The sequence below is a fragment of the Pseudarthrobacter sp. Pseusp20 genome (assembly GCF_059492155.1).
Window position 1 is genome coordinate 2,061,641 of record NZ_CP168521.1, and the last position, 21,422, is coordinate 2,083,062.

Annotated in this window: 18 protein-coding genes and 1 pseudogene; 15 read left to right on the plus strand and 4 right to left on the minus strand. The window is 67.8% G+C overall.

Features of this window, described 5'->3' with window-relative positions:
- Window positions 1-53 precede the first annotated feature (53 nt).
- Together sepH and ACEN9K_RS09535 are read right to left on the minus strand one after the other, a co-directional pair.
- Complete coding sequence (gene sepH, locus ACEN9K_RS09530) at window positions 54-1,376, minus strand: septation protein SepH (RefSeq protein ID WP_134164373.1); 1,323 nt, start codon at window positions 1,374-1,376, stop codon at window positions 54-56.
- 150 nt (window positions 1,377-1,526) lie between these two features.
- Window positions 1,527-2,015: a DUF3093 domain-containing protein gene (locus ACEN9K_RS09535; protein WP_018770730.1), complete on the minus strand. Its 489-nt coding sequence runs from the start codon at window positions 2,013-2,015 to the stop codon at window positions 1,527-1,529.
- 103 nt (window positions 2,016-2,118) lie between these two features.
- Between ACEN9K_RS09535 and dut the strand changes: the two genes are divergently transcribed.
- The 4 genes and pseudogenes from dut (at window position 2,119) to ACEN9K_RS09555 (ending at window position 4,576) form a co-directional block, all read left to right on the plus strand.
- Window positions 2,119-2,637: a dUTP diphosphatase gene (dut, locus tag ACEN9K_RS09540; protein ID WP_018770731.1), complete on the plus strand. Its 519-nt coding sequence runs from the start codon at window positions 2,119-2,121 to the stop codon at window positions 2,635-2,637.
- 107 nt (window positions 2,638-2,744) lie between these two features.
- Window positions 2,745-3,457 (plus strand): annotated as a pseudogene (locus ACEN9K_RS09545) (DUF3710 domain-containing protein).
- A gap of 100 nt (window positions 3,458-3,557) precedes the next feature.
- Window positions 3,558-3,812: a single stranded DNA-binding domain-containing protein gene (locus ACEN9K_RS09550; RefSeq protein ID WP_346656251.1), complete on the plus strand. Its 255-nt coding sequence runs from the start codon at window positions 3,558-3,560 to the stop codon at window positions 3,810-3,812.
- Window positions 3,809-4,576: a DUF3159 domain-containing protein gene (locus ACEN9K_RS09555; RefSeq protein WP_018770734.1), complete on the plus strand. Its 768-nt coding sequence runs from the start codon at window positions 3,809-3,811 to the stop codon at window positions 4,574-4,576. The genes ACEN9K_RS09550 and ACEN9K_RS09555 overlap by 4 nt, the downstream gene beginning before the upstream one ends.
- Before the next feature lie 78 nt (window positions 4,577-4,654).
- Here the strand turns inward: ACEN9K_RS09555 and ACEN9K_RS09560 are convergent, their stop codons facing one another.
- Window positions 4,655-5,428, minus strand: a complete 774-nt coding sequence (locus tag ACEN9K_RS09560) for a potassium channel family protein (RefSeq protein WP_495635591.1) — start codon at window positions 5,426-5,428, stop codon at window positions 4,655-4,657.
- Window positions 5,425-6,099 (minus strand): potassium channel family protein, encoded by a 675-nt coding sequence (locus ACEN9K_RS09565; RefSeq protein WP_018770736.1) that lies wholly within the window; start codon window positions 6,097-6,099, stop codon window positions 5,425-5,427. Before ACEN9K_RS09565 ends, ACEN9K_RS09560 begins: the two co-directional genes overlap by 4 nt.
- A 118-nt stretch (window positions 6,100-6,217) precedes the next feature.
- Here ACEN9K_RS09565 and ACEN9K_RS09570 point away from each other — a divergent pair, with 118 nt between their 5' ends.
- From ACEN9K_RS09570 to ACEN9K_RS09620, 11 genes are all read left to right on the plus strand, one after another.
- Entirely contained in the window at window positions 6,218-8,194 is a 1,977-nt protein-coding gene (locus ACEN9K_RS09570; protein ID WP_043425214.1) for an APC family permease, read from the plus strand.
- On the plus strand, window positions 8,191-9,579 hold the full coding sequence (locus ACEN9K_RS09575; protein ID WP_495635592.1) for a class I SAM-dependent RNA methyltransferase: 1,389 nt from the start codon (window positions 8,191-8,193) through the stop codon (window positions 9,577-9,579). The genes ACEN9K_RS09570 and ACEN9K_RS09575 overlap by 4 nt, the downstream gene beginning before the upstream one ends.
- A gap of 165 nt (window positions 9,580-9,744) precedes the next feature.
- On the plus strand, window positions 9,745-12,570 hold the full coding sequence (locus ACEN9K_RS09580) for an aconitate hydratase (protein ID WP_056393627.1): 2,826 nt from the start codon (window positions 9,745-9,747) through the stop codon (window positions 12,568-12,570).
- Between the two features lie 128 nt (window positions 12,571-12,698).
- On the plus strand, window positions 12,699-14,672 hold the full coding sequence (gene dxs, locus ACEN9K_RS09585) for a 1-deoxy-D-xylulose-5-phosphate synthase (RefSeq protein WP_495635593.1): 1,974 nt from the start codon (window positions 12,699-12,701) through the stop codon (window positions 14,670-14,672).
- Window positions 14,669-15,286: a DUF402 domain-containing protein gene (locus ACEN9K_RS09590; RefSeq protein ID WP_495635594.1), complete on the plus strand. Its 618-nt coding sequence runs from the start codon at window positions 14,669-14,671 to the stop codon at window positions 15,284-15,286. The genes dxs and ACEN9K_RS09590 overlap by 4 nt, the downstream gene beginning before the upstream one ends.
- Complete coding sequence (locus ACEN9K_RS09595) at window positions 15,283-15,843, plus strand: hypothetical protein (RefSeq protein ID WP_223994816.1); 561 nt, start codon at window positions 15,283-15,285, stop codon at window positions 15,841-15,843. Before ACEN9K_RS09590 ends, ACEN9K_RS09595 begins: the two co-directional genes overlap by 4 nt.
- A gap of 9 nt (window positions 15,844-15,852) precedes the next feature.
- Window positions 15,853-16,830 (plus strand): aldo/keto reductase, encoded by a 978-nt coding sequence (locus ACEN9K_RS09600; RefSeq protein WP_223994818.1) that lies wholly within the window; start codon window positions 15,853-15,855, stop codon window positions 16,828-16,830.
- A 6-nt stretch (window positions 16,831-16,836) separates the two neighbouring features.
- Complete coding sequence (locus tag ACEN9K_RS09605) at window positions 16,837-17,862, plus strand: nucleoside hydrolase (protein ID WP_134164365.1); 1,026 nt, start codon at window positions 16,837-16,839, stop codon at window positions 17,860-17,862.
- Window positions 17,863-18,047: 185 nt separating this feature from the next.
- Window positions 18,048-18,935 carry an ECF transporter S component gene (locus ACEN9K_RS09610; protein WP_134164364.1) on the plus strand — a complete coding sequence of 296 codons (888 nt, stop codon included), beginning with the start codon at window positions 18,048-18,050 and terminating at the stop codon, window positions 18,933-18,935.
- Window positions 18,936-18,945: 10 nt separating this feature from the next.
- The gene (locus ACEN9K_RS09615) at window positions 18,946-19,734 is read left to right on the plus strand and encodes an energy-coupling factor transporter transmembrane component T (protein ID WP_495635595.1); all 789 of its coding nucleotides are present in this window, start codon (window positions 18,946-18,948) and stop codon (window positions 19,732-19,734) included.
- Window positions 19,727-21,418 carry an ABC transporter ATP-binding protein gene (locus ACEN9K_RS09620; protein ID WP_495635596.1) on the plus strand — a complete coding sequence of 564 codons (1,692 nt, stop codon included), beginning with the start codon at window positions 19,727-19,729 and terminating at the stop codon, window positions 21,416-21,418. Before ACEN9K_RS09615 ends, ACEN9K_RS09620 begins: the two co-directional genes overlap by 8 nt.
- The last annotated feature ends 4 nt before the right edge of the window (window positions 21,419-21,422 follow it).

Sequence of the window (21,422 nt, forward strand, 5' to 3'; positions counted from 1 at the left end):
ACGCGCCCGTGCGTAACGCGGCCAATGCCATCATCGGTGCGGGGAGGGAGCTTCTAGTCGCTCCGCGTGCCAAAAACGATTTCGTCCCAGGACGGCACGCTGGACCGCTTGGGCCGTGCGGGCCGTTCCGGCGCCTCAGTCTCCGGCAGCTGTCCGGTGGAGGGGGAAGCGTCTTCCTGCTTCGCCGCCGGGCGGCGGGGATTGCTGCCCAGCAGCTCGTCCAGCCCGGCGCCGCCGGAAGTTCCGGAACCAGCCCCGGGAGTCGGACCGGCGGGCTTCTGCGGGGACGCCGCAATGGTGATTTCCCTCGTGTCGGTGCTGACGCCGTCGTGAAGCCGCAGCGCATCATCGTGGCTGTCACGGTGCGGCGGAAGGATGCTGAGCCTCGACAGCATGGAAGGCCTGGTGTCCCTGCGCCTGATGAAGGAGTCGCCCTGGGCTGCCGGCGCATCCCGCTGGTCATCCTGTGGTTCCGTCTCCCCGGCCTCCGGTTCAGCCGCCACTTCGGAAGGGCGCGGGTGGGCAGCGGGCACGCCATGGGTCAGCAGCAGCGCCAGTGCGTCGTCGGAATCCTCATCCACGCCCAGGCGCTGGCCGCGGCGGGAGCGGAGCATGTCAAGGAGTCCGTCGGATTCCTTGCCGGAATCCTGCACGGGCACTCCCTGGCCGGCCGGCGACGTCCTGGACGCATCCGCGTCCGTCTCGAAATCAAAGGGGCGGTCGGAAACCGCGGTGAGGCGGCGGGCAGGAACGGGCCCGTCCAGCGGTTCAAGTTCGCTCAGCTGCTGCGCCCAGCGGTTGGTGTTCTGCAGGGACTTCCGTGCCGGGCTGAAGGTCCACAGTGCAGGAGGTTCTTCGCCGATTCCCGAGGTACCCCCGGGCTTGGCCTCGAAGCTTGCTGAGACAGTCCAGGTACCGTCCTGGCGCCGCCATGAGTCCCACTCCACGGTTGAAGGGTCGATGCCGTGGGCGGACAGGCGGTGGGCCACCATGTCGTCCAGCGTTGCCGGGTTGTCGCCGAAGGCGGACCGGTAGACGTCGTGGCCGGGGGAAGGCGCCGCGACTTCAACTTTCCGCGCCTGCTGGGCAACATATTCGCGCTCCGCCAAGACAGGGCCCTCGTAACGCTCCACCTTGGCCAGCGGCATCCCGGACAGCTCGGCGACGTCCGCAGCCGTGGCACCGGCACGGATCCGTGCCTGGATGTCCCGGGGGGACATGGGAACGGCCGGCCTCTCCGTCCGCGGCCTGGCCGTGGACCGGCTGGCCGTCCTGAGGGCCTCATCGATCGGCAGCTGGAACATCTCGCCGCCGGGCCCGCTTAACAGGAGATGCGTCCCGTCGTCGTGCACGCCTACAAGCCGTAGATCCTGCATACAAATCCTCCACCCTGGCATTACTATCAATCGAAACTCTGCCACCCGGCGGCGGGGAATTGGCTCAAGGAGCAGGGCGCGCCGTCATTTTCCGCTGGAAGCAGGCCCGAAAGGTGCGTGCGGGCGCAAGGACCGGCGGCCCCGGCGGCGTCAGTGCCGCGTCAGGGCTGCCGTCAGCTGGTCCGGATGGCGGGTTGAGGCGAGCCAGTAGGGGGTCCGGTCGGCGGGGTCCGTGATCTCGATTTTTACGACGGGATCGATCCAGCCGCGGATGCACAGGTAGGCGAGACCGTTGAGCCGGGTGCCCCGTTCCGCGGTCGCCTCCCCGGCCTTGAACTGCTGCACAGCGCCGACGAAACGGCGTTCGATGGTGGCCCTTCCAACGGTGAGGGTGTCAGCCGTGACCGAAATGACGGGGGTGGAAACAACCAGGAGGACCGCGATGATGGCGAAAAGCACCAATGCCGCGGTGTAGCCTGCCGCCATGCTGATGGGGGCGAAAACCAGGATGCCCGCTGCGGAGACGCCGGCCGCGATGATCCAGATCCAGGCGTTGGGCCACAGCTTCTCCCTGTAGACAACAGGTGTCCCGGCAGAGGGTGTGCTGGGAACGGACGCAGGCGAGCTTGAATCGGGCATAGCCCAAGCTTTCCACCTTTGGCCGGCTATTTCACCTTGGGACAGGCTCTGCGGCCCGGCCTCCCTAGGAGTGATTTGGGGGCGCGGGTTAGAGTGAGTGACTGTGACTGATCATCCCGCCACGGTAGACCTTGTCCCGGACGCAGCCTTGCCCGCCACCGCCGCTCCCACCCTGCAGGTCCAGTTGAAGATGCTGGATCCTGAGCTGGAAGCACCGTCCTACGCACATCCGGGCGACGCCGGCGCAGACCTCCGCGCCCGCGAAGACGTGGTCCTGATGCCCGGTGAGCGCAAATTGGTCCCCACCGGCGTGGCCATTGCCCTTCCTTATGGGTTCGTGGCGCTGATCCACCCCCGCTCCGGCCTGGCCACCAAGCATGGCCTGACGATCGTAAACGCCCCCGGCACCGTTGACGCGGGCTACCGGGGCGAGATTTCGGTAACACTGCTGAACACCGATTCGTCCCAGCCCATTGAGCTCCGGCGCGGCGATAGAATTGCCCAAATGGTTATCCAGCGGGTGGAGCACGCCCAATTCATTCCTGTCAGCGAACTGAGCGGATCCGTGCGGGGCACCGGAGGCTTCGGTTCCACCGGCGGGTTCAGCGTCCCCGGAGCCTGACCTTTAGGCTGCACCCGCAGCCACGCCGGCATGCACGACGGCGGAACCTCCAAAGTTTCGCCGGCAGGTTTCAGGACTGGCACTTTTTCAGAATTAAGGAGTCACCCATGGTCTTTGGGTTCGGCAGGAAAGCAAAGAGTGAAGAGCCGGCAGAGCCGGCCGACGAGCTCACGGTTGCGGACGGCGAAGAAAGCGGATCCGCCACCGCCGCCCGCCGCCAGGACGGCCCCTTCGATGAGGCCGAGATCAGCAGCCGCGACGGCTATGTGGATCTTGGTGCCTTGCTGATCACGCCCAGCGAGGGCCTTCAGCTCCGCCTCGAAGTCGAGGAGGCAACACAGCGCGTGGTGGCGGTGACCCTGGACCTGGACGGCTCCAGCCTCCAGCTGCAGGCCTTTGCAGCGCCCAAAACCGAGACCTTGTGGGATGAGATCCGCGAACAGATCGGCCAGTCGGTCGGTGCGCAGGGCGGCCAGGTTGAAGAGGTGGAAGGGGCTTTCGGTACCGAGCTGGTGGCCAAGCTGCCTGCCGGGCTCCCGGACGGGAGCCAGGGCTACCGCGTGGCCCGGTTCATCGGCGTCGATGGTCCCCGCTGGTTCCTGCGCGGCGTCCTGGGCGGACCTGCGGCGCTGGAACGCCCCGCCGCGGAACCGCTCGAAGCACTGTTCCGGCAGGTCGTAGTGGTCCGTGGCGACAGCCCCATGCCCCCGCGGGACCTCCTGCAGCTGAGGCTGCCGAAGGACGCCTCCGCCACTCCTCCCCCGCCGCGCCCACCCTGGAGGAGCCCGAACGTGGTCCCGAAATTACCCAGATCGGCTGAGTCTCCCCACAACAACCCGGTCCATGCGTCCGGCCGGATCACCCCACTGGAGCAACTTCCTGACAAGGGACGCGTCATGTGCCAGGGGCACATTGAATCGGTGACCTTTGTTCCTGCCGACCGGACCCCGGAATTCAGTGCCATCCTGTCCCAGGATGACGCCGAACGTCCGGCCCCTGGTCCGAAGCGGGGCAGGCCGCCCCGGCTCCGTGTCGTCTGGGTGGGCCGCCGCCGCGTGCCGGGCATCGAAGCGGGCGCGCGGATCCGGGTTGAGGGGATGCTGGCCCGGGGCGAAGACATGCCCACCATATTCAATCCCCGCTACGAGATACTGTCCCGCCAGGAGAACGAATGACCGCGCAAGAGCCCGAACAGCCGTCCGGCCCTGCACATCCGGGCAGAGAACAGCAGGGCAGGCCGCAGGCTCCCGGTCCATCGCCCGTTGCCGGCCTCGCCGCCGGGTACGCCGCCAAAGCGGGACTCCACCGCACCCACGACGGGCAGGTGGACGTGCTGCGCAGCGCCGGGGGAGTGCAGGGAATTGCCGAGAGCATCGTTCCCGGCCTGGTGTTCCTGGTGGCGTTCACCATCACCCGCGAGCTCACGCTGTCACTGGTGGCCGCCCTGGCATCGGCAGCCGTGTTCACCGTTGTCCGCCTGATACAGCGGCGGCCTCTGACCCAGGCCCTGGCCGGGATTGTCGGCGTCGGCATCTCCGCCTGGCTGGCCAACACCACCGGCAAGGCCGAAGACTTCTACCTCCCCGGCTTCTTCACCAACGCCGCCTACATCCTGGCGATGGTCATCTCTATTGCCGTGAAGTGGCCCGTGGCCGGGCTCCTCTTTGGCTTCATCCGCAACGAGGGCGTGGAATGGCGTAAGGAACCTGACCGGGTCAAGGCGTACCGCCTGGGCACCTGGATCATCGTGGGCGTCCTGGCGCTCCGGCTCATTGTGCAGGTGCCCCTCTACCTGATGGGCACCGACGGCCTGGCCGCCCTCGCCACCACACGGCTCATTATGGGCGCCCCCCTGTACATCCTGGGCGTCTGGGTGGCCTGGCTGGTGACCCGGCCTGCCCCGGCGGAGCCTGAAGCCGGCACAGACCAGCCCGCCTGACAGACCAGGCCGCCTGACAGACCAGCCCGCCTGACGGCCAGGCCGCCCCCCTCGGCCTCTCCCCGGGCAGCGGCGGACCTAGCCGTCGAAGCCGTCGTCCTCCGGGACCGGGCCGTATCCGCTGGGGGTGGCCGGCTGGGCGCTGCCGCCCGCCTGCTCTCCACCGTTGATGCCGGCGGTGTCGATGCTGCCGGGTGCGGAGGAAAGCAGCTCCCGCAGCCGGTCCTCGGCGGCGATGGTGGTGACGAAGAAGAGTTCATCGCCTCCGTCGATCACGTCGTCGCGGCTGGGGGTAATGGGTGCCTGGTCCCGCAGGATCGCCACCAGGGTGGCGTCCTCCGGCCAGTGGATGTCGCCCACGGTCATGCCGATCACGTGCGAATCATGCGGGACGGTGAATTCCACCAGCGACGCCACGCCCGTCTGAAGCGTCAGCAGCCGGACCAGGTCGCCGATCTCCACTGCCTCTTCCACCAGGGCCGTCATCAGCTGCGGGGTGTTCACGGCGACGTCGACACCCCATGAATCGTTGAACATCCAGTCGTTCTTGGGGTTGTTCACCCGGCCCACCGTCCGGCCAACCCCGAACTCGGTCTTGGCCAGCAGGGACACCACCAGGTTCACCTTGTCATCGCCCGTGGCGGAAACCACCACGTCGGCGTCTTCCACCTTCGCGCCCTGCAGGGTGGAGAGCTCGCAGGCGTCACCCACCAGCCAGTGGGCGCCCCGCAGGCCGCTGCGCCCGATCACTTCCGGTTTGAGGTCGATAAGGAGGATTTCGTGCTTGTGCGCCAGCAGTTCGCGGGCAATGGACGATCCGACGCTGCCGGCGCCGACAATAACGACTTTCACTGATACTCCTTGGCGGGGGCTTTGGCGAGGATCTGGGCGATCTGGGCGCTGCGGTCCACCTGCAGCATGGCGTGCACGGTGTCGCCGTCCTGGTAGGCGGTTCCGGCGTCGGGCAGCAGGCCCTCGCCGAAGCGGGTCAGGTACGCCACGCGCACATCGGCAGCCTTCTCAATGCTGCTGATGCGGTGCCCGATCCAGCCGGCGTCGAGGTCCAGTTCGGCCAGGACCAGGCGTCCTGAGGGCTCCCGGAAGTCGCCCGCGAGGTGCTGTTCGGGAAGGATGCGGCGCAGCACCTGGTCGGCGCTCCAGCGGACGGCCGCCACGGTGGGAATGCCAAGGCGCTGGTAAATCTCGGCGCGACCCGGGTCATAGATCCTTGCGACGACGTGCGGGACGTGGAAGGTCTCACGGGCCACACGGGTGGCCAGGATGTTGGAGTTGTCCCCGCTGGAGACCGCGGCGAAGGCATAGGCCTCGCCCACCCCGGCCTGCTTGAGGGTGTCCCGGTCAAAGCCAATGCCCGTGACTTTCCGTCCGGTAAAGCCCTGGCGGAGCCGGCGGAAGGCGCGGTCGTCCTGGTCGATGATGGCCACGGAATGTCCGGCATCCTCCAGCGTGTGCGCCAGCGTTGCCCCCACCCGGCCACATCCCATGATCACGAAATGCGCCACCGTATCTCCTCCATATGTAAGTCAGGATCGTGCAGCTAGAACTCTACCGGCACGGCCCTGGTTAGGCCCGGCCGGGGCCCGTCATGACATCGTCCGCGATTCAGACTAGCTTTGTGGGGTGTTGACAATACTGAACGCCGTCAAACGCGTGCTGGTGGGCAGGCCGTTCCGGAACGACCGGCTGGCCCATACCCTGCTTCCCAAGAAGATCGCACTGCCGATCTTCGCCTCCGACGCCCTTTCCTCCGTAGCCTACGCGCCGGACGAGATCCTCCTGACCCTTGCCCTGGCAGGTGTGAGCGCCGTGGCGATCTCGCCCCTGGTGGGACTGGCGGTGATGGTGGTCCTGCTGACCGTTGTCGCTTCCTACCGGCAAAACGTCCACGCGTACCCGTCGGGCGGCGGCGACTACGAGATCGCCAACGTAAACCTCGGCAAGTACGCCGGGCTGACGGTAGCCTCGGCCCTCCTGGTGGACTATGTCCTGACCGTTGCCGTGTCCATGTCCTCGGCAGCGGCGTACCTCACCACTGCTGTACCGTCACTGCACGGTGAGCAGGCCGTCATCGCCACCATCGGCGTCGTCATCCTTGCCCTGGTCAACCTGCGCGGCATCAAGGAAGCGGGCAGCGTATTCGCCGTCCCCACCTACATCTTCATGGCATCGATCCTGGGCATGACCGCGGTGGGCGTGTTCCAGGCCGCAACGGGGCAGCTGGGGGAGGCGCCGTCGGCGGCCTTCACCATCGTCCCCACGGAAGGCTTCGACCAGGGCCTGGTGGGCCTGGCCGGCGCGTTCCTGCTGCTCCGGGCCTTCTCCTCCGGCGCCGCAGCGCTTACGGGCGTGGAAGCGATCAGCAACGGCGTGCCGAACTTCAGGCACCCAAAGAGCAAGAATGCGGCCACCACCCTCCTGCTCCTGGGGGTGATCGGCGCCGCGATGCTGGCCGGCATCATCTACCTGGCCAACGCCACCAAGGTCCACATCGTGCTGGATCCGGCCACGGAATTCCTGCTCGACGGGAACCCGCTGCCGGAGGGATACGTCCAGAACCCGGCCATCAGCCAGATTGCCCAGACCATCTTCGGCCCGGGCAGCATCCCGTTCTACATCGTGGTGGCGGCCACCGGCGTCATCCTGGTGTTCGCGTCCAACACGGCCTTCAACGGCTTCCCGGTCCTCGGCTCCATCCTGGCCCAGGACGGCTACCTTCCCCGCCAGCTCCGGACCAGGGGCGACAGGCTTGCGTTCAGCAACGGTGTCCTTGCCCTCGCGGCAGGCGCCCTGGTGCTCATCATTTCGTTCGACGCGGACGTCACCAAGCTCATCCAGCTCTACATCGTGGGCGTCTTCATCTCCTTCACCCTCAGCCAGCTCGGCATGATCCGGCACTGGGGGCGCGAGCTGAAGCTTGCCAAGGACAAAGCCGTCCGGCGCCGGATGATGAAGTCCCGCACCATCAACAGCATCGGCTTCGGCATGACCGGGCTGGTGCTGGTCATCGTCCTCATCACCAAGTTCGAACAGGGCGCCTGGATCGCCCTCCTGGCCATGTTCGTCCTCTTCCTGATCATGTGGAGCATCCGGGCGCATTACGACAACGTGGCCAAGGAACTCGCGGTGGATGAGGACTCCTCACCCCGGGCCCTGCCCACCAGGGTGCACGCCGTCCTGCTGGTGTCCCACGTCCGCAAACCCGTCCTGCGTGCGCTGGCCTACGCCCGTGCGTCCCGGCCCTCCCGGCTGGACGCCATAACGGTGGACATCGACGCGGAGGAAACGGCCCACACCATCGCCGACTGGGAAAAGCTCGAAATCCCGGTCCCGCTGACCGTCCTGGCCAGCCCCTACCGCGAGACGGTCACGCCCATCATGGAGTACATCAAGCAAATGCGCCTGGACTCCCCGCGGGACCTGATCGTGGTCTACATCCCGGAATACGTGGTGGGCAAGTGGTGGGAGCAGCTGGTGCATAACCAGACCGCCCTGCGCATCAAGACCCGCCTGCACTTCGAACCCGGAGTCATGGTGGCCAGTGTTCCGTGGCAGCTCAAATCATCCGAAGAAGCAAAGAACCTCCAGGACGTCCAGTGACCGCAAGAACTTCAACAGCCGCGCCGCAGGCACCGGACGCTGCCGGGCATGCAGGCGAAGAGGCGGTCCTCGACGTCGGGCCCGTGGCCCATGGCGGGCACTGTGTTGCGCGGCATGAGGGCAGGGTCATCTTTGTCCGGCACGCCATCCCGGGAGAGAAAGTCCGGGTCCGGCTGACCGATGCAGCGGACGACGCCAAGTTTTGGCGGGCGGACGTCATCGAGGTGCTCGAGGCTTCCCCCGACCGGGTGGAGCACTTTTGGCATCCTGCGGATTCCCGCCGGGCATGGGGCCACGGCCACCCGCCTGTGGGGGGTGCGGAGTTCGGGCACATGACACTGGCCCGGCAGCGCAGCCTCAAGGCGGATGTCCTGGCCGAACAGCTCACCCGGCTGGCCGGCTTTGAGCAACTGCCCGCCGCCTGGGCGGGCAGCGTGGAGGCGGTAGGGGAAAAGTACGACGGCGGCACCGGCCTTGGGTGGCGCACACGGGCCAGCTTTTCGGTCACCCCCGGCGGCAGGCTGGGAATGCACGCTCACCGTTCCAACCAGATCATCCCGGTGCGGGAGATGCCCCTGGCCAGCGGCGCCATCAACGCGCTGCGCTTGTGGGACCTGGACCTCCAGGGCATCGAGCGGGTTGAGGTGGCCGCTCCGGCCAACGCTTCCCGGCCCCTGGTGCTCCTTGCGCCCGCGCCCGGGACAAAGGACAAACGGCTGAGGGCAATTGCTGCGGAAGTGCCGGGGGACGTTTCCGTGGCGGCCTTTGATGCGCTGACCGGTGACGTGACACAGCTCCGCGGCCGGACCTGGGTGCAGGAGTCCGCCGAGGGACACGATTTCCGCGTTACCGGAGAGGGCTTCTGGCAGATCCACCGCGACGCGCCCGGGACACTTGTGGGGGCTGTCACAGAATTCCTCCGGCATGGAGACTTCCTCCACCCCGGAGCCGTGGTGGCCGACCTCTACGCAGGAGCCGGGCTCTTCACCGCTGTCCTGGCCGACGCAGTGGGGGAGACCGGGTCCGTGCTCTCGGTCGAAGGAGCGCCCGGCGCCAGCCGCGACGCCCGGAAAAACCTGCACTCCGCGCCGCAGGTGGAGGTGGTCCAGGGCCGCGTGGAACGGGTCCTGCGCCAGAAGCCGCGGAATTTCGACGCCCTGGTCCTTGACCCGCCCAGGGCCGGAGCCGGGAAAGCCGTCGTCGGCCAACTCGTTGCCTCGCAGCCCCGGGCCATTGCCTACGTGTCCTGCGACCCGGCGTCGTTCGCCCGTGACCTGGGTTACTTCCGCCGCTCAGGGTGGGACCTCGCCGGCCTCCGGGCCTTCGACCTGTACCCCCACACCCACCACCTTGAGACCGTGGCACTGCTGGCTCCGGCTCCGTGATGCGGCCGCGGTTTTGGACTACGATGACCGTAGTAGTCCCACGTCGCGCCCGAATTCTCGGCCGGCCGTGTGCAATTTTCGGGCCCTGTAACTACTTAGGGCGTCCTAACTAGCAGGCGGTCAACCGCGCGACAAAGATGAAACTGTTGCGAGAGGAGTCCTGCGATGAGCACTGTGGACAGCTTCGGTTCAAAAGGCAAACTTAATGTAGCCGGAACCGAATACGAAATTTTCCGGTTGAACTCCGTTGAAGGTGCAGAAGCCCTTCCGTTCAGCCTCAAGGTATTGCTTGAAAACCTGCTGAGGACCGAGGACGGCGCGAACATCACTGCCGATCACGTTCGCGCTTTGGCAGGCTGGGATCCGAATGCGGAGCCCGATACAGAAATCCAGTTCACGCCGGCACGCGTGATCATGCAGGACTTCACCGGCGTTCCCTGCGTGGTTGACCTGGCGACGATGCGTGAAGCCGTCAAGGAACTGGGCGGCGACCCCAAGCGGGTCAACCCGCTGGCGCCGGCCGAGATGGTTATCGACCACTCGGTCCAGATCGATGCCTTCGGCAACTCCGGCGCGCTGGAGCGCAACATGGAGATCGAATACCAGCGCAACGGTGAGCGCTACCAGTTCCTGCGCTGGGGCCAGACCGCATTCGACGACTTCAAGGTGGTTCCCCCGGGAACCGGCATTGTGCACCAGGTCAACATCGAGTACCTGGCCCGCACCGTCATGACCCGCGAAGTGGGCGGCGTCCTGCGTGCCTACCCTGACACCTGCGTAGGCACCGACTCCCACACCACCATGGTCAACGGCCTGGGCGTGCTGGGCTGGGGCGTGGGCGGCATCGAAGCCGAGGCCGCCATGCTCGGCCAGCCCGTCTCCATGCTGATCCCGCGCGTTGTGGGTTTCAAGCTCAGCGGCAGCATCCCCGCCGGCGCCACCGCAACCGACGTAGTGTTGACCATCACCGAGATGCTCCGCAAGCACGGCGTGGTGGGCAAGTTCGTGGAGTTCTACGGCGAGGGTGTCGCAGCGGTGCCGCTGGCCAACCGCGCCACCATCGGCAACATGAGCCCGGAGTTCGGCTCCACGGCTGCCATGTTCCCGATCGACGACGTCACCCTGGACTACCTGCGCCTCACCGGCCGCTCCGAGCAGAACGTCGCCCTCGTGGAGGCGTACGCGAAGGAACAGGGCCTGTGGCACGACGCGTCGCGCGACATCAAGTTCTCCGAGTACCTGGAGCTGGACCTGTCCACCGTTGTCCCGTCCATTGCAGGCCCCAAGCGCCCGCAGGACCGCATCGAGTTGACCGAGGCCAAGGACGAGTTCCGCCACGACCTCAAGAACTACGTGTCCCATGACGCCAACGCGGGCACCCTGGACGAGTCCCTCGAAGAGAGCTTCCCGGCCTCCGACGCCCCGTCCTTCACCTCCGGCGGAACCCACGTCTCCGACACCGACCGCGAACCGCCGAAGTATTCGGCGGCCCACGGCGGCGCCGGGCGGATCACCAGCCCGGTTCCCGTGAAGATGGCTGACGGACGCGAGTTCGAGCTGGACCACGGCGCGGTCACCATCGCGTCCATCACGTCCTGCACCAACACGTCCAACCCCTCGGTCATGCTGGCCGCCGCCGTCCTGGCGCGCAACGCCGTCGAAAAGGGCCTCACCGCCAAGCCGTGGGTCAAGACCTCAGTCGCCCCGGGTTCGAAGGTTGTCACCGACTACTACGAAAAGTCCGGCCTGACCCCCTACCTGGAGAAGCTCGGCTTCTACATCGTGGGCTACGGCTGCGCCACCTGCATCGGCAACTCCGGCCCGCTGGAACCCGAGATCTCCGAGGCCATCCAGGCCAACGACCTCGCCGTCAGCGCCGTCCTGTCGGGCAACCGCAACTTCGAAGGCCGGATCAACCCGGACGTCAAGATGAACTACCTGGCGTCCCCGCCGCTGGTCATCGCCTACGCCCTGGCCGGTTCCATGGACTTCGACTTCGAGACCGACGCGCTCGGCAAGGACGAGGCCGGCAACGACGTCTTCCTGAAGGACATCTGGCCCAACCCCGTTGAGGTCCAGCAGGTCATCGATTCCTCGATCGACAAGGAAATGTTTGCCAAGGGCTACGAGGGCGTCTTCGACGGCGACGACCGCTGGAAGGCACTGGACACCCCGGCTGGCGACACCTTCGCCTGGGATCCGAACTCCACCTACGTCCGGAAGCCCCCGTACTTCGAGGGCATGCAGGCGACGCCGGAACCGGTCAAGGACATCACCGGCGCCCGCGTGCTGCTGAAGCTCGGCGACTCCGTCACCACCGACCACATCTCACCGGCCGGTTCGTTCAAGTCCGACACCCCCGCCGGCCAGTACCTGCTGGCCAACGGCGTGGAGCGCAAGGACTTCAACTCCTACGGCTCGCGCCGTGGCAACCACGAGGTGATGATCCGCGGTACGTTCGCGAACATCCGCATCAAGAACCAGCTCCTGGACGGTGTTGAGGGTGGCTTCACCCGCGACTTCACCCAGGCTGACGGCCCGCAGGCCTACGTCTACGACGCCGCGCAGAACTACCAGGCAGCCGGCACCCCGCTGGTGGTCCTGGCCGGCAAGGAGTACGGCTCCGGTTCGTCCCGTGACTGGGCCGCCAAGGGTACCGCCCTGCTGGGTGTCAAGGCTGTCATCGCCGAAAGCTACGAGCGCATCCACCGCTCCAACCTGATCGGCATGGGCGTCCTGCCGCTGCAGTTCCCGGCCGGGGAGAACGCTGCCAGCCTGGGCCTGACCGGCACGGAAACCTTCTCGGTGGAGGGCGTCACTGCCCTGAACGAGGGCACCACGCCCAAGACCCTGAAGGTCACCGCCACCGCCGAGGACGGCTCCTCGAAGTCGTTCGACGCCGTCCTGCGCATCGATACGCCGGGTGAAGCGGACTACTACCGCAACGGCGGCATCCTGCAGTACGTGCTGCGCCAGATCTCCGCCAACTAGCGGTAACTGCCAGCAGGCACCATCCTCCCGAAGCCCCGGCCGGTCACCGACCAGCCGGGGCTTCGGCTTTGCAGCCAAGCCAAGGCGTTAGAGTTAAACGGCACGTCTACCACCCGAAGGAGGGGTCATTGGGAATCTTGGACACCATCCGGAATCCGCAGGACCTGAACGAGTTGACCGAGAAACAGCTGGAACAGCTGGCCTCGGAGATCAGGGAATTCCTGATCACTAACGTTTCCCAGACGGGCGGCCACCTCGGACCCAACCTCGGCGTCGTGGAGCTGACGCTGGCCGTGCACCGCATTTTCGAATCGCCCCGCGACAGCATCGTCTTCGACACGGGCCACCAGTCCTACGTCCATAAGCTGCTGACCGGACGCCAGGACTTCAGCACCCTTCGCCAGGAAGGCGGACTCTCCGGCTACCCCGCGCGGGCCGAATCGGAGCACGACATCGTCGAAAGCTCCCACGCATCCTCCTCCCTGTCCTGGGCCGACGGCATCTCCCGCGCCCGCCAGCTCACGGGAGAAGGCGACAGGCACGTCGTCGCCATCGTGGGCGACGGCGCCCTCACCGGCGGGATGGCCTGGGAAGCCATCAACAACATCGCCGCGGACAAGAAGCGCCGCGTGGTCATCGTGGTCAACGACAACGGCCGCTCCTACGCACCCACCGTCGGCGGATTCGCCGACTACCTTGCCTCCCTGCGCCCCACCATCGACTCCTTCCGCGCCGCGCCGGCGTATGAGGGCGCACTGGACTGGTGGAAGAAGAAACTCCAGAACGGCGGCCCGGTGGGCCAGTTCACCTACAAGAGCCTGCATGCCATGAAGAAGGGCATCAAGGACTGGTGGGCCCCGCAGGGCATGTTCGAGGACCTGGGCATGAAATACATCGGTCCGGTGGACGGGCACAACCTCCAGGCCATGGAACACGCGCTCTCCACCGCCAGGAACTACGGCGGCCCTGTCATCGTCCACGCCATGACGGAGAAGGGCCACGGCTACGCTCCTGCCCGGGCCCATGAAGCAGACCAGTTCCACGCCGTCGGCATCATCGACCCCGAGACCGGCGAACCAACCGGCAGTGGGGGCGCCCAGTCCTGGACCTCCGTCTTCGCCGATGAGATCGCCGCCATCGCCGACGAGCGCGAGGACATTGTCGGCATCACCGGCGCCATGCTGATCCCGGTGGGCCTGCACAAATTTGCGGCCAAGCACCCCGAGCGCGTCATCGACGTCGGGATCGCCGAACAGCATGCGCTCACCGCGGCCGCCGGCATGGCCTTTGGCGGGCTGCATCCGGTGGTTGCCGTCTATGCCACTTTCCTGAACCGCGCCTTCGACCAACTGCTGATGGACGTCGCCCTGCACAAGGCAGGCGTCACCATTGTCCTGGACCGCGCGGGGGTCACCGGCCCGGACGGTGCCAGCCACCACGGCATGTGGGACATGGCCATGGTCCAGATCGTCCCCGGCCTCCACCTGGCCGCGCCCCGCGACGCCACCCGGCTCCGGGAGGAACTGCGCGAAGCGGTGGCCATCAGCGACGCCCCCAGCGTGGTCCGCTTCTCCAAGGGCTCTGTTGGTCCGGCGGTCGAGGCGCTGGAGCGGCTGAGCGACGGCGTGGACATCCTTGCCCGCCGCCCCTCCGGCTCCACCGAGAACGACGTCCTGATCGTCAGCGTCGGCGCGATGTCCGAGCTGGCCCTCGACGTTTCCAACCGGCTCGGGGCGCAGGGCATCAGCACCACCGTAGTGGATCCGCGCTGGGTCCTCCCGGTCCGCCATTCCATCATCGCGCTGGCCTCGCACCACCGGCTGGTGATCTGCATCGAAGACGGCGTCCGCGCCGGTGGCGTGGGATCGCGCATCCGGCAGGAGATGCGGGCGGCAGGCGTGGACACCGCCCTGAACGAGGTTGGCCTGCCCGTCGAGTTCCTGGAGCATGGCACCCGCAACCAGGTGCTGGAGCGCGTTGGGCTGACCGCCCAGCAGATCACTCACGACGTCGTTGCGCAGGTCCTGGGAACCAAGGTTCCGTTTGCGCGGCCCCTGCCCGGGCAGCAGCACCCCACCACCGGCAGCCTCCCGATCCTGTGAGGGACGAGGACGAGCTGAAGTATCCCGGCCCCGCCGGGGAGTCCGGACCGGTCCTGCACACCACCACCACGCGCGTTCCCAACGGCCTAAAGCCGGGACAGCTGGTGGTCTCCCGGAACCGGAAGTGGAACGGCGAGGCCCACTGGGTGGTGCCGGGCCGGTACCTGGGCGAAGACCGGCACGGGTGGTGGATCTTCCAGGGCACCAACGAGTTCTGCTCCCGCCCCGGCGCCGCGTTCTACACGCGCTCCGACGCCGTCCTGCTGGTGCCGCGCGAGGGTGACTGGGTGGCCACGTTCTACGACTCCGCGCATCCGGCGGGAGTACGGGTCTACATCGACCTGGCGGTGGGCCACGAATGGACACACATCCGGCCGGCGGTGACCGAGTTCCACGTGATCGACATGGACCTGGACGTCATCCGGACGGCTGACCGCGGCGTCTTCATCGACGACCAGGACGAGTTCGCCGAACACAGCGTCTCCATGCGCTACCCGCAGCAACTGATTGAGGACATCCAGGCCGCAGCGGACGGGCTTTACCACGCCGTGAAGGCACAGCAGGCGCCATTCGACGGCACCGACGTCGAATGGTTTACAGAAGGACGTAAATGAGCGGCATTGTCAGGGTCTACAAGCGCGACGACGAGGGCACCCTCCACTTCCGGGAGGCCTGGTTCGACGAGGAGTACTCCCAGTTCGTCATGAACTTCGGCGCCGTGGGGCACCAGAGCAAAACCGAGGAAACCGACGTCCCGGATGCTGCTGCCGCGGAGGGCCTCCTGGACGCCTTCGCAGCCCAGTGCGCGGAGGACGGCTACGCCGAGATCCCCACCGAGGAACAGTTCTGGGTGGTGGCGCAGTTCGCGCTCAAGACCAAGGAGGGCACCGACCGGGACCGCTACCTGGAGCAGAAGGCCACGGACGCCCTGATCAGCCACCTCGCCTGGCGCGGCCTGGGCACGGTGGAGCGGTCCGAATTCACTGACTACAAGCTCAACATCTTCTGCCTCTGCCCGGACGTGAACAAGGCCGTCAACGCCATCAAAGTCTGCGCCCGCGGCGAGGACCTTGACTTCACCAAGCTCAGCATCGGCGCCGCCCCCTACGGCGACCCTGGCCACTTCAAACTCAAGCACTCAGCCAAGCCCGCCAGCAACTTCACCCTCTAGGAGGCGTCCTTGACCAGTTACCGCCGCGTTGGAAAATCCGGCCTGACCGTCTCCACCGTGGGCCTTGGCTGCAACAACCTTGGCCGCGCCAATACCGCCACCGAGACGCAGGACGCCACGGACGCCGTCGTCCACGCAGCGGTGGATGCCGGCATCACCCTCTTCGACGTTGCCGACACCTATGGGCGGGAGCCCGGATTGAGCGAAACCATGCTCGGCAAGGCCCTCGGAAACAAGCGCTCCGGCGTCGTCCTGGCCACCAAGTTCGGCATGGACATGAAGGGCGGCAGCGGGCCGGACTTCGGCGCCCGCGGGTCGCGGCGCTACATCATCCAGGCGGTGGAGGCCTCGCTGCGGCGCCTCGGCACGGACTGGATCGACCTCTACCAGTTCCACACCCCGGATCCGCTGACCCCCATCGATGAGACCCTCGCGGCGCTGGACACCCTGGTCCGCAGCGGCAAGGTCCGCTACATCGGCCACTCCAACCGTTCCGGCTGGCAGATCGCCCAGGCGGAGTACGTGGCCCGCGAACTGGGCACGGCCCGCTTCATCTCCACCCAGAACCACTACAACCTCCTGGACCGCCGTGCCGAGCTTGAGGTGACGCCCGCCGCGGAGGAGTTCGGGCTCGGTGTCCTGCCGTATTTCCCGCTGGCCAACGGACTCCTCACCGGCAAGTACTCACCGGGCCATGCCCCGCAGGGGTCCCGGCTCAGCCACACCCGCACCAACATGGTGGACGACGCCGACTGGGACCAGTTGGGCCGGTTCAGCGCCTTCGCGAAGGAACGCGGGCTGACTGAAATCGAGGTGGCCTTCTCCTGGCTTGCCGCCCAGCCCTCGGTGGCCAGCGTCATCGCAGGGGCCACCAGGCCGGAGCAGGTCAGGCAGAACGCGGAAGCGGCGAACTGGGTCCCCACGCCCGAAGACCTGGCTGACCTGGACGGGATCTTCCCGGCAGTGCCCAAGGTCGCGCTCTTCTAGGCCGCCGTGCCCGCCTACCTCCTGGATGTTGACACCGGGATCGACGACGCCCTGGCCCTTGCCTACCTGGCCGCCCTCCCGGACACGGAGATCGTGGCGGTCACGGCCTCTCCCGGCAACGTGGACGCGGACCAGGTTGCCCGCAACACCCTGGCCCTGCTGGAACTGTGCGGCAGGTCCGGGGTCCAGGTGGCGGTTGGTGCCCGCCAGCCCCTGTCCATCCCGCTGCTCACCACCCCTGAGACCCACGGACCGCAAGGGATCGGGTACGCCGTGCTGCCCGAACCCGCCGGGCGGCTCTGCGACCGGGACGCCGTGGACCTCTGGATCGAACATGCCAGGGCCAGGCCAGGCGAGCTCACCGCGCTCATCACCGCACCGCTGACCAACTTCGCCCTGGCCCTGCGCAAGGAACCGGAACTGCCCAACCTACTGGCCAAGGCAGTAATCATGGGCGGCGCCTTCTACCACCAGGGCAACACCACCCCCACCGCCGAGTGGAACACGCACGTGGATCCGCACGCCGCCAAGGAGGTCTACGCCGCGTACCGGGGAAGGCCGCTGGAGAAACTCCCCATCGTCTGCTCCCTCGACACCACCGAACGCATGGAACTGCACCCGGCCCACGTCACGGCGCTGGCCCGGGCCGCGGGTGCCGGCGTTCCCGAACTGCTGCTCCCGGAACAGCCGGAAGGGCGGCGCAGCACCTCCGACAACACCCTCATCAGGCACCTTTCAGATGCCCTGCGGTTCTACTTTGAATTCCACCGGCTCTACGACCAGGGATACCTGGCCCACGTCCACGACTTCTTCGCCGCAGGAGTCGCGGCAGGCACGCTCGAGTACACGGCGCGGACCGCCACCGTGGACGTCGAAACGGATTCGCCGCTCCTGGCGGGAACCACTGTGGCCGACTTCCGCGGGCTCTGGGGCACACCCCCAAACGCCAGGATTGTCGACAGCAACAACCCGGAGCAGGCGTTCCGCGAACTCGTGTCCGCCATCGGAAGCCTGGCCCGCCGGGTTGGCTGACAGGGCAGGGGCGGACCCGTCATGACCGGGCCACCCGGCACGGGACGCTGCCGGACGATGGCCGGTAGAATGGGCCACGGACCGGCCCGGCGCAGTTGCCGTCGGCTGCTGCCGAGGTGACATAGGCAGCCACACTCCGGCCCGGCGCTGCCGGGCCACTGCCTGCACCCAAAGGAACATTCCCCATGTCATCGCCCTCTTTGACGCTTCCGTCCCAGGAACGCCCGGCGGCCCGCCGCCGGCTGCTGGAGATCCTCGGCGCCCTGGCCATCGCGGCCACCTATGTCTACCTGGTGCTCAACCAGCCGGCAGACATCACCGGAGGTCCGGGCAGCGCATCGGCCCTGATCGCCCTCACCGGCTTCCTGGCAGGCGCAGTCCTGCTGATCGTCGCCTTCCTGCCCACGCTGCCCGCGTCCACCCTGGTGCTCATTCCGGTGGCCCTGGTCCTGAACATCGTGCTCGGCCAGTTCGTTGGCAGCACCCTGGTTCCCTTCTACCTCGACGCCATCGGCACGGTGTTGATCGCGGTCCTGGCCGGCCCGGCCGCCGGTGCCGCTACCGGAGCGCTCAGCAGCATCGTCTGGTCCTTCTTCAACCCCACGGTGCTTCCGTTCGCAGCCGGCGCCGCGCTCATTGGCTGCCTGGCCGGGCTGGCAGCACGCTACGGCCTCTTCCGCCGCTTCTACCTGGCTCCCGTGGCCGGTTTCGCCACCGGAATCATCGCCGGCGTGGTGTCCGCCCCGGTGGCCGCCTTCGTCTTCGGGGGCACCTCCGGCGTGGCCACGGGGGCCATCGTCAGCGCCTTCCGGGCCATGGGGGACACCCTCCTGGCCGCGATCACCAAGCAGGCACTGATCTCCGACCCTATGGACAAGGCCATCGTGTTCACAGTCGTGGCCATCCTGGTCTATGCGCTGCCCCGCAGGGCACGCCTGCAGTTCCCTTTCGTGCGGCGCCACCGGGTCCTGGCCGGCAACACCCCCGTGGAGGCCGCGGCTGACGCTCCCGCACAGGGGCCCGGGCACGGTCCCGCGCAGGGCACCTCCCCGGATTCTGCACGGAAGGGCTGACCGCAACGCTGTGACGGCACCATCGGCAGGCAGGACGGCAGCGCCGGCCAGGCGGGAACGCCTTAACCCGCTGACGTCGCTGACGGCTGCCGCGGCCACGGCGGCCATTACGACGGCGGCCGGCACCTGGCCGCTGTCCCTCGCCGTGGTTGCCGCCTGCCTTGGCCTGTCCGTGGCGGGCGGCACGGCCCGGCGGGTGCTCCCGGCGGCTGCGGCAGTCCTGGTCCCGCTTGGCCTGTCGCTGCTGTGGCTGCACGGACTGTTCTTCCCGGAGGGCAGGACCGTCCTGGCAGAGTGGGGACCTGCCCGTATCACCCAGGAGGGCCTGGCCTTCGCCGGGCAGCGGTTCCTGCAGCTGGCGGCCGTGGTCCTGGCCCTCCTGCTGTTCTCCTTCAGCGTCCGCGTGCCCGACCTCGTGGCGGCCTTGTCCGCCCGCGGCGTACAGGGCCGGTTCGCCTTCGTCCTGGCGTCCACCCTGACCCTGCTGCCGGCCATCGCCGCCCGGGCGCAGCGGATCCGGCAGGCCCAGGAATCACGCGGCCTGGTGGTCTCCCGCAGCCTGGTGTCCAGGCTGGGCGCGTTCCGGCTGCAGGCCGTTCCGCTGGTCCTCTCCCTGATCGATGATGCCGGCACCCGTGCTGCCGCCCTGGAAGCCCGGGGACTCAACAACACCGGGCCGCGGACCAGCTACCGCGAGGTGGCTGATTCCGGCCGGCAGCGGACAGTACGCATCGTGCTGGTGCTCGCTGCCCTGGCGGCAGTGGTTCTCCGGGTAGTGCAGGCGGGCGCAGGTGGCTGAGCCCATGGTGTCCCGCGGCCAAAGCAATGCCAGTGATGCGGGCAATGCCAGTAATGCCAGTAATGCGGGCAATGACAGTAATGCGGGCAATGACAGCAATGCCGGCGATGCGGCAACGTCAGGCAGGCCGGTGCTGGCCGCCGGGATCCGGCACTTCACCTTCCACGACGGGCAGGTCCCGGCCCTGCAGGATGTCGCCATATCTCTTGCACCGGGCTCTTTCACGGCCATCCTGGGCGCCTCCGGAAGCGGGAAGTCCACCCTGGGCCGCCTGCTGGCCGGTTGGCTGCCTCCGGGCGGCCACGGATCGCTGGCAGGGTTCCTTGAGTTGTCCGGCACGCGCCTTGAGTTTGCCGGCGGCGCGGGGGACCCGCGGATCGATCCCGCCCAGTGGGGCCGCCACGTGGGCTTTGTCCCCCAGGACCCCGGCGCCGTGCTGTCCACCGTCCGCGCCACGGTGGCGGAGGAACTCGCGTTTGGACTGGAGAATGCCGGTACGGGGCGTGGTGACATGCAGGCGGCGGTGCAGCGCACGGCCGGGCTGCTGGGACTTCAGGGCCTGCTGGACCAGGACCCCGGGACGCTTTCCGGTGGCCAGCTCCGCCGGCTGGCCATCGGCTGCGCCATCATCGCCGGACCTCCTGTGCTGGTCATGGACGAGCCCTTCGCCTCCCTGGACGCGGCAGGGGCGGAGGGTCTTGCCACCCTGGTCCTGGACCTGCTGAAGCGGGGTACCGCCATCGTAATCCTCAGCCAGGTGGTCGACCCCCTGCTCCTGGACGCAGACACATGGGTGGTACTGGCTGGGGGCATGGTCACGGCAGCGGGGCATCCCGCCGGTATGGGAGCGGGGCATGCCAACGATGGCGGTGTCCCGCCAGTGCTGCCCCGGGCAATCAGGCGTCCTGCCGTGCCGGAGTCCGCGGTACCGCCAAGGCGGCCTGCAGCCCGGCAGGCGGGGCCGGCTGCCCTGCAGCTCCGCGGCGTCTCCTTCGCGTACCCGGACCCGCAGGTTCGCGGAAAAGAAAGCCGCAGAAGATGGGGCAGGGCGGCACCGGCGGGCGGCCTGAACACAGGCACCCCAGTGCTGCAGGACATCAGCCTGCAGGTCCACCCGGGGGAGATCGTGGCGGTCACCGGGCCCAACGGCGCCGGAAAATCGACGCTCCTGCGGCACTTCAACGGGCTGCTGCGACCCACCGCGGGAACTGTCCTGGTCAGCGGCAGCGACATCTCAAGCGACCCCGTCGGACGGACCGCTGCATCCGTGGGCCTGTTGTTCCAGCAGCCCCGCGACCAGCTGTTTGAACGGACCGTACTGCGGGAGGTCAGCTTCGGGCTGGAGCGATTGGTGGGCCGGGACATGGTTGCCGGCCGCGCCGCCGCGGCGCTTCAGGCCGTGGGGCTGGCGGAGGCCGCCGACGAGCACCCCGCCGAGCTGCCGGCGTCCGCCCGGCGCCTCCTGGCGCTGGCCACCGTCCTGGCGCGCAGGCCCGCCGTCCTGGCGCTGGACGAACCTACCGTGGCACTGGACGGGGACGGGCTGGCCCTGCTGGACGCCGCCGTCGGATCGGCAGCAGCGGCGGGCGCCGCCGTCGTGCTGGTCACCCATGACCTGGGCTACGCACGGACGGCGGCGCACCGGCTCCTGACGCTCGACGGCGGCCGGCTGACCCCGGCCTGACAGG

Bases quoted from the DNA above. Each gene is read 5' to 3' on its own strand.
- ACEN9K_RS09535 (WP_018770730.1), bottom strand. From the start codon at position 2,015: ATGCCCGATTCAAGCTCGCCTGCGTCCGTTCCCAGCACACCCTCTGCC.
- ACEN9K_RS09555 (WP_018770734.1), top strand. From the start codon at position 3,809: ATGACCGCGCAAGAGCCCGAACAGCCGTCCGGCCCTGCACATCCGGGC.
- sepH (WP_134164373.1), bottom strand. From the start codon at position 1,376: ATGCAGGATCTACGGCTTGTAGGCGTGCACGACGACGGGACGCATCTC.
- ACEN9K_RS09610 (WP_134164364.1), top strand. From the start codon at position 18,048: ATGTCATCGCCCTCTTTGACGCTTCCGTCCCAGGAACGCCCGGCGGCC.
- ACEN9K_RS09580 (WP_056393627.1), top strand. From the start codon at position 9,745: ATGAGCACTGTGGACAGCTTCGGTTCAAAAGGCAAACTTAATGTAGCC.
- ACEN9K_RS09595 (WP_223994816.1), top strand. From the start codon at position 15,283: ATGAGCGGCATTGTCAGGGTCTACAAGCGCGACGACGAGGGCACCCTC.